Raw genomic sequence first — 13,554 nt, 5'->3', positions numbered from 1 at the left:
AGGAGGGGCCTTCGAGGGCCCCTCCTGTCAGCCGTTGCCGATCATCCTGCCGGAGCTGTGGCCAACGCTGGAGACCCAGTGCCAGGCCGAGCTGATCCAGCTCGACGTCGCCTCGTACCAGCTCTGGCCCTTGGCGACCCACTCCGGGACCGGCGTGAAGTTCCACACCAGCACGGCGATCACCACCAGGATGAAGATCATGAACAGGCAGCCCTTGAGGCAGCCCGCGCCCGGAATCCGCATCCGGCTGCGCGGCCGCGGCTCACGGCGCGGCGCCGGTTCCCGTTCGGGACGGCGCTGCGGCTCATAACGCTGCGGCTGCGGCTCGTACCGCTGCTGCGGCTGCGGCTCGTAGCGCGGCTGGGGTTGCTGCTGGTAGCGCGGTTGCTGCTGCTGGTAGGGCTGCTGCTGGCGCGGGGCCGCCGCGGGCTGGCGGCGCGGGCGGCGGCGCAGCGGGTCCTGGCTGGGGTCCAGGTACTGCAACTCGGTCTGCTCGTTGCGGCTGCGGGCCGCGTTGAGCTGGGACTCCCAGGGATGCGGGCCCTGCGGCTGCTGGGACTGCTGCGTCTGCCCCGCCGGGCCGGCGTCCGGCAGCGGCGGCATCACCCGGGTGCCGTCCGCGCCGATGGTGGGCGCGGAGTGCGGCAGCACGCTGGTCGCGCCGTTCGGGTCGTACCCGTACGAGCCGTTCTGGCCGTATGCCGCGGCGCCGCCGCTGGTGGGCAGGACCTGTGTCGGGTCGGCGGCGCCCGCCGCTCCGGCAGCGGCGCCCAATCCCGTGCCGGGCACCGTGGCCGGGGCGGGGTCCGGTGCGAGCAGCGCGGCGACGCCCAGCGCGGCCTCGGCCGCCGCCGGGGTGGCGTGCACCCCGACGCCCTGGCCGACAACGCGGAGCGCACGGGCCAGGTTCTCGGCGCTGGGTCGCTCGTCCGGGTTCTTCCGCAGGCAGCGCTCGATCACCGTCCACAGCGGCTCGGGCACGGTGGAGGGGCGGCGCGGCTCCTCGCTCAGGTGCTGGTGCAGCACTTCGAGGGCGCTCTCGCCGCGGAACGGCGGATGCCCGGTGACCAGCTCGTACATCAGGATGCCCGCGCCGTAGATGTCCACGGCGGAGGTCTGCGGTCGGCCCTCGGCGGACTCCGGCGCCACGTACGCGGGCGTGCCGACGAATTCATGCGTGCGGGTGACGCCAGCAGAGTCAGCGAGCCGCGCGATGCCGAAGTCGGTGAGCATCGGATGCATCTGCGAGCCGTCGGCGCTGCTGGACAGCAGGACGTTGGCGGGCTTGAGGTCGCGGTGCACCACGCCGTCGGCGTGGCTGGCCGCGAGCGCGTCGGCGATGCCCGCGGTGAGCAGGGCGGCGCCCATCGGGCTGAACGGCCCGTTCTCCCTCACATAGCGGTGGAGATCCGGACCGTTGACCAGGTCCATCACCAGGGCCAGCAGCTCGCCCTCGACCACCAGGTCACGGGTGCGCACGATGTTCGGATGGGTCAGGCGCAGCAGTACGGAGCGCTCCCGCAGGAAGCGCATCACGATGTCCGGATCGCTCGCCAACTCCTCCTTGAGGACCTTGATCGCGACGGCCTCCCCGGCCTGCGACGCCGTGCCCTCCGCGGGTTCGGCCGCCTCGCGCACCCGGGCCCGCCAGACGGTGCCCGTGGCACCCCGCCCGAGCGGCTCCTCTAGCAGGTACTTGCTGCCTACCGGCCGCACGTCATGAGCTCCCAGATCGTGGTCGACATCGCTTGCCGGACCCGCCCGCCCGTCGCCCGCCTCCGCCCTCAGCGGAGGCGCTTCGCGCCGAGGCGTCGATAGTCCATTCGCCCACTGTAGTGCCGCACCGCCGTACCGGTCCGAGCTCTGTGGAACGGACCCTGTGACGGCCGTGACATGGGGCTTCTGGGTAGGACGCCAGGGACAGGCGATCGGTTGCCCGACGCCCGGCCACGTCTGTGTGAACGGTCGAGACCGCACTTGCGTTCACCACGGGACGGACTTTCGGTAGCGGCCGTGATCGAATTCCATCCGAATGACACCGGTCGCCGACCATTCAAGATCGTTATGGTGAGCGCCGGGGGTGGAGTGTCAGTGGCAGGTGGGAGGATGCCTCACGTACGACGCGGTGGGGGACGGCGCCCCTGCCGGGCTTCCCGGGTGAGAAGGGACGCGGACGACGATGCAGATCCGGCTGACCGTCCTCGGGCCGCGCAGCGGCCGCGCCTGTGACGTGCTCGTGACCGCTCCGGCGGACACGGCGCTCGGCACGGTGGCGGGCGCACTCGCGGCCAGTGTCGGATCCGGGCAGCCGGTGCGCTCGTCCGGCTCCGCGGTGGCGCTCTACGCGGGTGCGGAACGCCTCGACCCGCAGACCGCGCGGTTGGGCGTTCCCCCGTTGGTGGACGGCGCGGTGCTGTCGGTGCACACCGCGGCCGAACCGGAACATGACGATCCGGATGCCGCCGCGCGCCTGCAGGTGGTCGGCGGACCGGACGCGGGTGGGGTGCATCTGCTGCACGGCGGCCAGGTACGGATCGGCAGGTCGGTGGAGGCCGATGTGCCGATCGACGACCCGGACGTCTCCCGGCTGCACTGTGTGGTGACAGTCGATCCGGGCGGCCAGATCACGGTCGCCGATCTCGGCTCCACCAACGGCACCCGCGTCGACGGCCGTCCGGTCGGCGACCGCCCGATACCGCTGCCGCCCGGCGCCCTGCTGCGGATCGGCGAGTCCACGCTGCGCCTGGAGTCGGCCGCCGCCCCGGACGGCGGCGGCCCGGCCGCACCACCACCGCCGCCCCCGGCGCTCGCCGTCCTTCCGGACAACGAGGGCCATCTCCAGGTCGTCCTACCGTCCCCCACCGACTACGGGACGGGGTCCTACGCCCGGGTGCCCGCACCCCGCGGCCCCGGCCTCCCGCCGGGTCAAACGGCGCCGCACGGAACCGGTTCCGGTTCCAGCCCGGCGCAGCCCGGGCGGGCGGCCTCGTCGGACGGTACGGCCGCACAGGCCCCGGGCGGCGAACCCGGCGCGCGGGACGGCGAGTTGACCTCCGGTCACGCGGCGGAGGCACCGCACGGCGGCACCGGCAACGGGCAACCACCAGCCCCCGCAGGGGACTTCACCGGCGTACCCGGCCCCATCGGCGCGGCAGCACGCGGTAGCGACGCCCCCGCGGGCAACGCCGCCATGGGCCCCGGCAGGCACGACACCGGATCCGAAGCAGGCCCGGGCCGCCGTACCGAACCCAGCGCAGGCCCGGAACGCGCCGGGACCGCGGCGCACCAGACACGCGGCGCCGCAAGCCCCGACGCCCCCACCACGCACACCACCGGCACCAGCCCGGGCCCCCGCCCCACCACGGCACCCGATGCGGCGCCGGACACCGCTCACGCCCGCCACGCAAACCCCGGCGCGGGCCCGGACAACACCCGCGCCGGAACCGGCGCGCACCCCGCGTCCGCCGCCGAAGCGACCGCCCCGCACGCCCCCGGAAGCACCCCGGGCAGGACCACCGGCCCGGACGGCACCGCCCAATCCGTCCAGCCCGGTCCCGGCACGGCGGCCAACGCCGCCCGCGCCCACGCGGACACGCCACTCGGAACCGGCGCGAGCCCACAGCGCCCCACAGCAGCGGACGTCCCCACCGCCCCCGGCGCGGCCCCAGCGGCAGGCGCCCCCGCCTCACGTACCGCGACACGGGATCGGCTGGCGGCCGTCGCGCGGGACGCGGTGACCATGGCCGGACGGGGCGGGGTCTTCGGGGAGACGCCGGGGGCGCGCGGCGGGCTGTCCGGTGCGATAGGGGCCTTGGCCCGGCGGCTCGCCTCGGGCCGCGGCGCCGGGCGCGGCGACCGCGGACGCTCCGGCCATGACCGGCTGACCGCCGAGGCGGCCGCGCTACGGGAGCGGGCCCCCGACCCGGCCGCCGTTCTGGTGACCGCGCTGGGCCCGGGGCCGCGACTGTGGGAGCGCGGCTGCGGCCACCCCGACGCGCTGGCGGTGCGGCTCGGCTCCACCGATCTGCCGACCGACGACGGCCTGCTGCCCTCCGTGCCGGTCACCGTCGGCCTGCGCGGCGCGGGCTCGCTCGGGATCATCGGGCCCCGGCCGCGGCTGAGCGGCCTGGCCCGCTCGGTCGTGGCGCAGCTGTGCGCGCTGCACTCCCCCGCCACGCTTGAGCTGGTCCTGATCAGCGCGGACCGCTCCCGCGGTATGGACCAGCGCGCCGACGAGTGGTCATGGCTGAACTGGCTGCCGCATCTGCGTCCGGCGCACGGCCAGGACTGCCGACTGCTGCTCGCCTTCGACCGGGAGCAGGCCGAGGCGCGCACCGCGGAGTTGGCGCGGCGGCTGGACGACGGGCCGCTCGGCGCGGGCTGGCCGTCGGCGGAGCCGGAGGCGGTGGCCGCGGTGGCGGCCGGGCGTTCCGGTCCGTACACGGTCGTGGTGGTGGACGGCGACCCCGGTTCCGCCACACTGCGCGAGTCGGTGGCACGGCTGGCGCATGCCGGTCCCGCTGCCGGGATCCATCTGGTGTGCCTGGCCGAGTCGGCCGACCGGCTGGCGGCTCGGTGCGGTGCGCTCGCCCGGCTGGAGGGCGACGTGGCGACGACCTTGGCCCTCGCCCCGGAAGGCCCCGCCCGCGCGGTCGTTGACGCGGTCTCCGGCGCCTGGGCGGAGCGGTTCGGGCGAGCGCTGGCGCCGTTGCGGGAGGCGGACGCCGTGGGGCGCCGGGGCCGCAGCGCATTGCCGGACACGGCCCGGCTGCTGGACCAGCTGGACCTCGCGCTGGCCACGCCGTCGAAGATCTCGGCACGTTGGACGGACGAACCCACCGCGCCCCGGGCCACGTTGGGGGCGGGGCCCGAAGGCACGGTCGCGGTGGACCTGGCCGCCGAGGGGCCGCATCTGCTGGTCGGCGGCGCACCGGGCGCGGGCAAGACCGAGTTGCTGCGCTCCGTGGCGGCGGCGCTGGCGGCGGCTGCCCGGCCCGACGAGTTGACGCTGGTGCTGGTCGACGGTTCGCCGGAGCGCGGCGAGGGCTTGCGGGTCTGCACGGATCTGCCGCATGTCTCGACGTATCTGGCCGCCTCCGATCCATCCCGTATGCGGGAGTTCGCCCAGGCGCTGGCGGCGGAGCTCAAGCGCCGCGAGGAGTTGCTGGGCGGCGAGTCGTTCGAGTCCTGGCACGCCCAGCGCCGGCTCGCCGAGCAGTTGGGCATACCGCGTACCGGGCCCGGTACGGCGCGGCCGTCGGCCGAACAGCCGTCCGCGGAGGGCGCGGTGAAGCTGCGCAGCAGGGAAGCGGCGGCGCTGCCCCGACTGGTCGTCATAGTGGACGACTTCGACGCGCTGACCGCACCCGCGCTCGGCAGTCCGGGCCGTCCGGCGGCGGGTTCGGTGGTACGGGCGGTCGAGGCGCTGGCCCGGGCCGGGGCCCGGCTGGGCGTCCACCTGGTCGTGTCGACCGGGCGACCGGAGCGTACGGCGGGCACCGAGGCCGACGACCGCTCGCGGCTGAGGATCGCGCTGCGCACCGAGGACCCGGAGTCCGCTGCCCTGCTGGTGCATGTGGAGGAGCCCGCCGGGCTGGCTGAACAGCTGCCCGGGCGCGGGTACTTGCGCAGGCCGGACGGGGCGGTGACGCCGTTCCAGGCGGGCAGGGTGAGCGGCCGGATTCCACGAACGGCCACGCTGCGGCCCACGGTCGTGCCGGTTGAGTGGGAGCGGATGGGGGATCCGCCGACACGGCGGCCGGTGCGGGAGCTCGGCAACGGGCCTACGGATCTGGCACTTCTGGCCAGCGCGCTGCAGCGGGCGGCGGAATCGGTTGGCGCCGATTCGCCGGAGGCGCTTGTCTGACGCTGTGCGTCCCCTTGCGCCGTCGCGTTGTGATCGCTCGCGCCTTTCCCCGCCGACCCGCCAATTGCGGTGAAAAATCACGTGTTTGATCGTGCATCACATCATGGTCACGATCGGCTGCCCGCTCCCGCAGGCGGCCTTGCGGGGGCTGAGCCGCGGGCGTACGACTGTCGCACGTTTCCGGCAGGCAGGGGGAAGGGCAGATGCGTACCTCGCGCAGGGCTCACGCCGCACTCGCCATGACGGCGGTGGCCGCACTCGCACTCGGCGCGGCAGGCTGCGGCAGCGGCGGCGGCAAGAGCGACAACGGCGGCCAGTCACCGGGCGCCGGAGGCAGCCAGTCCGCCGTGAAGCTGCCGGATCTACACGGCCAGCACCTGGAGTTGGCGGCGGTGTGGACCGGCGCCGAACAGCAGAACATGCAGAAGGTGCTCAATGAGTTCGGCAGGCGCACCGGCGCTTCGGTCACCTTCACCCCGACCGGAGACAGCGAGTCCACCTTCCTCGGTACCAAGATCGAGGGCGGCAAGCCGCCGGATGTCGCGCTGCTCGCCCAGCCCGGTGTGCTGGACCAGTTCGCACAGAAGGGCTGGATCAAGCCGGTCAACGCCGATGTGCAGGCCCAGTTGACCGCCAACTTCTCCGCGGGCTGGCAGAAGTTGGGCGCGTACAACGGCAAGCAGTACGGCGTACCGTTCAAGGCCGCCAACAAGTCGCTGATCTGGTACAACTCGGCCGCCTTCCAGTCGGCGGGGGTGAGTGTGCCGAACACCTGGGCGGACTTCCTCAAGACCGCGCAGACCATCTCCGACTCCGGCACTCCGCCGGTGTCGGTCGGCGGCGCGGACGGCTGGCCGCTGACCGACTGGTTCGAGAACGTCTATCTGAGCCAGGCGGGCCCGCAGAAGTACGACGAGCTGGCCCAACACAAGATCAAGTGGACGGATCCCTCGGTCAAGGACGCGCTCACCACCCTCGACCAGTTGTTCGGTAAGGACCAGCTGCTCGCGGGCGGCCATACGGGCGCACTGCAGACGGATTTCCCCAAGTCGGTCACGCAGACGTTCACCGGCAATCCGCCCGGAGCGGCGATGGTCTACGAGGGCGACTTCGTCGCCGGGTTCATCGAGGCCAACACCAAGGCGAAGGTCGGGACGGACGCCAAGGTCTTCCCGTTCCCGGCGGTCGGCAGCGGCAAGCCGCCGGTAACCGTCGGCGCGGACATCGCGGTGGCGCTGAAGGACGCCAAGGGCGCGCAGGCACTGCTGACCTTCCTCGCCTCGTCGGACGCGGCGAAGATCTGGGCGCAGGCCGGCGGCTTCCTCTCGCCCGAGAAGTCGCTGGACCTCTCGGTGTATCCGGACGATGTGACGCGCAATATCGCCAAGGCGCTGATCGGGGCTGGGGACGGCTTCCGCTTCGATATGTCGGACCAGGCACCGGCGGCCTTCGGCGGCACCAAGGGCGAGGGCGAGTGGAAGGACCTCCAGGACTTCCTCGCCAACCCGGGCAATGTGGCAGGCGCGCAGCGGGCGCTGGAGGCCGATGCCGCCAAGGCGTACGGGAACGGCTGACCGGCGATGTCCGCCTCGATGGCCGCGCCCGATACGGCCGGACCTGTCACGCCGCCTGCCGGAACGCCCCGCAGGGCCAAGGGCATCACCGGGACACGGCCATGGGTGGCGGCACTGTTCCTGCTGCCCGCGCTGGTGCTGCTCGGCGCGCTGGTCGTCTATCCGATCGGCTACTCGATCGTCCGCAGCCTCTACGACGCGGGCGGCTCCGGCTTCGTCGGCGTACGGAACTACGGCACGGTCTTCTCCGACTCCGGGACCCTGACGGCGGTCAGGAACAACGCGATCTGGGTGGTGGTCGCGCCGTCGATCACCACCGCGCTGGGGCTGATCTTCGCCGTGCTCACCGAACGGGTGCGCTGGGGAACGGCGTTCAAACTGGTGGTCTTCATGCCGATGGCGATCTCCATGCTCGCGGCCGGGATCATCTTCCGGCTGGTCTACGAGCAGGACCCGAACCAGGGCGTGGCCAACGCGGTGATCTCCAGCGTCCATGACACGTTCTCGGCGGGCTCGGCGTACCCGGGCGCACGACCGCGTCCCGGCGCCGATCTGGCGCCGACGGCGGGCGGCTCCTACACCACCAGGTCCACGGTGCGCCCCGGCACCGCGGCGCTGCTGCCGCTGGTCGGCATTCCGCAGGCCGAGCTGCCGTCCAGCGCCCAGCAGGCCGGACGACCGCGGGGCGGCGGCATCACCGGCACGGTCTGGCTGGACTTCACTCCGGGGGGCGGCGGTCGGGCCGGTGTCATCGACCCCGGCGAGAAGGGGCTGAAGGGCGTCACCGTCCAGGCGGTCAAGGTCGGCCGGGTCGTGGCGTCCGCGAAGACGGCGGCCGATGGCACGTTCACGTTGCCCGCCACCGCACAAGGCGCCCAACTACGGCTGCCCGCCTCGAACTTCGCGGCCAGGTACGGCGGCGTCGACTGGCTCGGCCCGACGCTGGTCACTCCGTCGATCATCGGCGCCTATGTGTGGATGTGGGCGGGCTTCGCAATGGTGCTGATCGCGGCCGGGCTCGCCGGTGTGCCACGCGAACTGCTGGAAGCCGCGCGGGTCGACGGCGCCAACGAGTGGCAGGTCTTCCGCAAGATCACCGTGCCGCTGCTGGCGCCGGTACTGGCCGTGGTCGTCGTCACGCTGATGATCAACGTGCTGAAGATCTTCGACCTGGTGTACATCATCGCGCCAGGGGCGACCCAGAACAACGCGATGGTGCTCGCCCTGAAGCTGTATCTGACCTCCTTCGGCGGCGGCAACGACCAGGGCGTCGGCAGCGCCATCTCCGTTCTGCTGCTGCTTCTCGTGCTGCCCGTGATGATCTTCAACATCCGCCGGATCAGAAGGGAGGGACGCCGATGACCTCCGTCGACACCGCGACCGCGGGCGCCGCTCCGGCACGGCGCGGACCGACCCTCGCGTCACGGCTGGCGAGCCGCGCGGGCGGCGGCGTGCTGCGTGTCGCGCTGGTCGTCATCGCCCTGTTCTGGCTGATGCCCACGATCGGGCTGCTGCTGTCCTCGCTGCGCAGCAACACCGACATCGCCGCGTCCGGCTGGTGGAAGGTCCTCACCGCCCCCTCGCAGCTGACCGTCGCCAACTTCCGGGCGCTGCTGAGCAACGGCACCATCACCCACTCCCTGCTCAACACGCTCTACATCACCGTCCCGGCCACCGTGCTGGTGGTGGTGATCGGCGCGCTGGCGGGGTACGCGTTCGCATGGCTGGACTTCCGGGGCCGCGACTGGTGGTTCCTCACCGTCGTGGGGCTGCTGGTGGTACCGGTCCAGATCGCGCTGATCCCGGTCGCCCGGCTCTTCGGCGACATCGGAATCTTCGGTTCGATCACCGGCGTGGTGCTCTTCCACACCGCCTTCGGGCTGCCCTTCGCGATCTTCCTGCTGCGGAACTTCTTCGCCGAGATCCCCCGCGAACTGCTGGAGGCGGCGCGGCTGGACGGGGCGGGCGAGATCCGGATCTTCACTACCGTGATCATGCCGCTGGGCGGTCCGGCCATCGCGTCGCTGGGCATCTTCCAGTTCCTGTGGGTGTGGAACGACATGCTGGTGGCGCTGATCTTCGCCAACAGCGACTCGGCGCCGATCACCGTCGCGCTGCAGCAGCAGGTGCGCCAGTTCGGCAACAACATCGACGTCCTCGCCCCCGGTGCGTTCGTCTCGATGGTCGTTCCGCTGGTGGTGTTCTTCGCCTTCCAACGGCAGTTCGTCTCAGGTGTGATGGCGGGCGCCGTCAAATAGCCGCAGCACGCGCCCTGTTGGGGGACGGGATCCAGGCCGTCCCCGCCGGGTGACCCGACGCCGTAACCGGCCGGGTACCTGAGCAGTTTCCTTCCTGGAAGGGATGTGCCGTGCCCCGCTTCAGCGTCATCGTTCCCGCCTACCAGGTCCAGGCGTATCTGTCCGAGTGCCTGGAGTCCGTGCTCGCCCAGCACTACCCGGACTTCGAGGTGATCGCCGTCAACGACCACTCGCCGGACGCCTCCGGCGAGATCATCGACGAGTTCGCCGCCCGCGACCCCCGGGTGACCGCCGTCCACCTCCCGCGAAACATGGGGCTCGGCCCGGCCCGCAACGCCGCGATGGCCCGCGCCAGCGGCGACTACCTGCTCTTCCTCGACGGCGACGACACCTTCGCGCCCGGCGCGCTCCAGGCCATCGCCGACCGCCTCCGGCACACCGGTGATCCCGATGTGCTGGTCTACGACTACGACCGCACGTACTGGACCGGCGAGGTACGGCGCAACGCCCTCTCACACCACCTCGGCCAAGCGGGCCCGCCGGTCTTCACCATCGACGACCGCCCCGAGCTGCTCCGGCTGCTGATGATCGCCTGCAACAAGGCCTACCGCCGCGAGTACATCGCCCGTCTGGGGCTCACGTTCCCGTCCGGCTTCTACGAGGACACCCCGTGGACGTATCCGACGCTGCTGGCCGCCGAGTCGATCGCGGTGCTCGACCAGGTATGTCTGCACTACCGGCAGCGTCGGCGCGGCAACATCCTCTCCACCACCAGCCGCCGCCACTTCGACATCTTCGACCAGTACGACCGGGTGTTCGCCTTCCTCGACGAGCGCCCGCAGCTGGCCCGCTGGCGGCCCGTCCTCTTCGAGCGGATGATCGACCATCTGGGAACGGTCTACAACTCGCCGGGGCGGCTGCCGCGTTCGGCCCGCGCGGAGTTCTTCCGGCGGTGCCGCGCGCAGTACCGCCGCTACCGCCCGGCGGCACAGCGGGCGGGGGCCGGCGGGCATCCGTCCCGGCGCAGCGCGTTGCGCTACCTGCTGACCAGGCTCGGCGCCGGACGCACCTACCGGCTGCTGTGGCGCGTCGACCGGTTGCGCCGCTCGGCGCGCTCGCCGGCCCAGGCGGCCTACCGGAAACTGCGGGCCGGGCTGCTCCAAGTCCACTACCGCCTCCAGTCACACCGCCGTATCGATCCCGGGCTGGCCGTGTTCGCCGCGTACTGGAACCGGGGCTACTCCTGCAACCCCGCCGCCATCGAGGCCGCCGTCCGCGAACTGGCCCCGCACATCCGTACCGCATGGATTACCACCCCCGAATTCGCGCACACCCTGCCGGAGGGCGTGCGGCGGCTGCACCCCGGCTCCGCCGCCTACTGGACGGCGCTGGCCCGCGCCAAGTACCTGGTCAACAACGTCAACTTCACTCACCGGCTGGCCAAACGACCCGGCCAGATCCATCTGCAGACCCACCACGGCACGCCGCTCAAGCACATGGGCCTGGACCTGCGGGACTATCCCGCCGCCGCGGCGGGCACCGACTTCACCCGGCTGATGGCCCACGCGGACCGCTGGGACTACGTGCTGTCCGCCAACCGCCACTCCACCCTGGTGTGGGAGCGCGCCTACCCGGCGGCGTACACCACCTTGGCGTACGGCTATCCGCGCAACGACGCCCTGTACCGCGCCACCGCCGACGACGTGCTCCGCGTCCGCGACCGCCTCGGTATCGCCACCGGCACCACCGCCCTTCTGTACGCCCCCACCCACCGCGACTACCGCCGCGGCCCGTTCCCCCTGCTGGACATCGAACGCCTCGCCCGCGCGCTCGGGCCGGAGTTCGCCCTCCTCGTCCGCTCCCACTACTTCTATCAGCAGCCACTGACAACGGCCTCGGCCGATGACGCGGCGGTGGTCGTCGACGTCTCCGGCCACCCGTCGATCGAGGAACTCTGCCTGGCCGCCGACGGACTGCTCACCGACTACTCGTCCGTCATGTTCGACTACGCCAACCTGGACCGGCCGATCGTCATCCACGCCGGGGACTGGGAGGCGTACCGGGCGGCTCGCGGCACGTACTTCGACATCACCGCCGAGCCGCCCGGCGTCGTCGCCCGTGACGAGGACGCGCTGATCGAGGCCTTCACCAGCGGTGCCTGGCGCGGTCCGCGGGCCGCCGCGCTGCGGGCGGCGTTCCGGGCGCGGTTTTGCACGTACGACGACGGGCACGCGGCGGAGCGTGTCGTACGGCGCCTCTTCCTGGAGGAGCCGCAGACGCCGGCCGAAGGCGTCGGCCTGCCGCCGGTGCTCCCGCTGGCAGAGCGCACCCCGGCGCCGTCGCCCGCAGACTGCCAGGGCGGCACCCAGCGGGGCGCGCAGCGCTCGTCAGACGGCGGTCAACCGGTCAGCGGCCGAACACCTGGCGCGGGCTGCGGAACGTCGGCTCCACTGCCCAGCGCGCGATCTTGCGTACCGGCGGCGTGGTCAGCAGCAGCGCCAACGCGATCGCCCCGGCCGTCAACGTGATGACGGCGGGCGGACCGGAATTGGCCACCAGGTCGTACAACCCGTTCGCCTGCGCGGACTTCACGATCAGGCCGTGCAGCAGGTACGGGTACATGGTGACCGTCCCCAGCGCGGTCAGCCACAGCCGACGGGCGGGCACCAGCGCCAGTGCCGCGGCGACCAGGACCACGCTCACAGCGAACAGCCCGGCCCGGATGGCGACGTACTCCAGCGCGCCCACGTGCAGATCGGTGGCGCCGTACTCCATCGACAGCCAGTCCGCGTCGGCCATGGGCGCCAGGATGTACGCCATCGGCAGGGCGATGATCAGCGCGGCGGCCGCCCACAGCCGCACCGCGCGCCGGCGCAGCCACCGGAAGTGCTCGGGCTTCACGAACAGGCCCGCCACGAACCAGGGCAGGAACTGCAGCACACGCGAGAGCGCCAGATCGGTACTCACGTTCATCAACCCGGCGACCACCGAGACCAGCACCGACAACAGCACCGGCTGGGGCACCGCCCGCCACACCGGCGTGGTCAGCCGCCACACGAACAGCGCGATCAGGAACCAGCACAGGTAGCTGGGGTAGGTCAGGTCCAGCCGGAAGGGACGGCCGTCCGCTTCGGCGACAACCGCCAAATAGAGCGTCTCAAAGATCAGGTACGGCACCAGAACGGTCTTGATGAGCTTGCGAACCTGATCGGGACGCGCCTCGAAGCTGCGCGAGAAGTACCCGCTCAACATGATGAACGCGGGCATGTGGAACGCGTAGACCACCAGGTACGCGGCTTTGACCGCCCGCGAATGGCTGATCAGCGGGTACCAGTTGTGACCGATGACGACCAGGACCACCAGCAGGAACTTCGCGTTGTCGAAGAACGGGTCGCGCGGCGCGCGCGATCCGCGGACCGCAGCCGGCTGCGCCGGGGACACCACCTCCTGTGCCCCGGAGGCTGATCCGTTCTTCTGCAAAGTGTCGACTGTGGTCACTGTGAAGACGCTAGTGAGCACCCACCCCCCGTCCGCAAGGGGGCGGGGCCGTATAACCCCTACGGGTGACATGACTCATACGACTAATCAGGCTATCCGGAGGTAACGGACGCGCCCCCGAATCCGACGCATCCGGCAATGCGCCATATGGAGTGACCCGCCGAAACAACGAGGAAACCTGAAACGCGGAAACCTGAAACGTGGAACCCTGAAGCGTCGAGGCCGCCCGGGAAACCCGGCCGGCCTCGAAACCGACCACCTGCCGTCGACTCCCGGCGGCCCATTCGCCTCCTGCCCGTAACCCGCGCGGCGTCATTGTCTTTGGGCGCTCGTGAGCGCCCACGGGCGACGACCACGC

Annotated in this window: 6 protein-coding genes and 1 pseudogene; 5 read left to right on the top strand and 2 right to left on the bottom strand. The window is 72.0% G+C overall.

Translation table 11 applies throughout. The features are described from left to right. Positions 1–27: 27 nt before the first annotated feature. Positions 28–1,716: a serine/threonine-protein kinase gene (locus tag P2L57_RS05775; protein ID WP_275809325.1), complete on the bottom strand. Its 1,689-nt coding sequence runs from the start codon at positions 1,714–1,716 to the stop codon at positions 28–30. Between the two features lie 463 nt (positions 1,717–2,179). Here P2L57_RS05775 and P2L57_RS05770 point away from each other — a divergent pair, with 463 nt between their 5' ends. The 5 genes from P2L57_RS05770 (at position 2,180) to P2L57_RS05750 (ending at position 12,226) form a co-directional block, all read left to right on the top strand. Continuing rightward, positions 2,180–5,866 (top strand): FtsK/SpoIIIE domain-containing protein, encoded by a 3,687-nt coding sequence (locus P2L57_RS05770; protein ID WP_275809322.1) that lies wholly within the window; start codon positions 2,180–2,182, stop codon positions 5,864–5,866. A gap of 203 nt (positions 5,867–6,069) precedes the next feature. Next, a complete protein-coding gene (locus P2L57_RS05765) occupies positions 6,070–7,440 on the top strand; it encodes an ABC transporter substrate-binding protein (RefSeq protein WP_275809318.1) in 1,371 nt (456 codons plus the stop codon). A gap of 6 nt (positions 7,441–7,446) precedes the next feature. Beyond that, positions 7,447–8,802: a carbohydrate ABC transporter permease gene (locus P2L57_RS05760; RefSeq protein ID WP_372515618.1), complete on the top strand. Its 1,356-nt coding sequence runs from the start codon at positions 7,447–7,449 to the stop codon at positions 8,800–8,802. Continuing rightward, positions 8,799–9,698 carry a carbohydrate ABC transporter permease gene (locus tag P2L57_RS05755; RefSeq protein ID WP_275809315.1) on the top strand — a complete coding sequence of 300 codons (900 nt, stop codon included), beginning with the start codon at positions 8,799–8,801 and terminating at the stop codon, positions 9,696–9,698. Before P2L57_RS05760 ends, P2L57_RS05755 begins: the two co-directional genes overlap by 4 nt. Positions 9,699–9,808: 110 nt before the next feature. Continuing rightward, complete coding sequence (locus P2L57_RS05750) at positions 9,809–12,226, top strand: bifunctional glycosyltransferase/CDP-glycerol:glycerophosphate glycerophosphotransferase (protein WP_275809312.1); 2,418 nt, start codon at positions 9,809–9,811, stop codon at positions 12,224–12,226. A gap of 16 nt (positions 12,227–12,242) precedes the next feature. Here P2L57_RS05750 and P2L57_RS05745 read toward each other — a convergent pair. Beyond that, a pseudogene (locus tag P2L57_RS05745) lies at positions 12,243–13,268 on the bottom strand (acyltransferase family protein); the annotation flags it as partial. Positions 13,269–13,554 lie beyond the last annotated feature (286 nt).

This window comes from Streptantibioticus ferralitis (assembly GCF_029223525.1).
Lineage (GTDB): Bacteria > Actinomycetota > Actinomycetes > Streptomycetales > Streptomycetaceae > Streptantibioticus_A > Streptantibioticus_A ferralitis.
The sequence above is the reverse complement of the archived record's forward strand: the minus strand, read 5'-3'. Positions and strand labels throughout refer to the sequence as shown.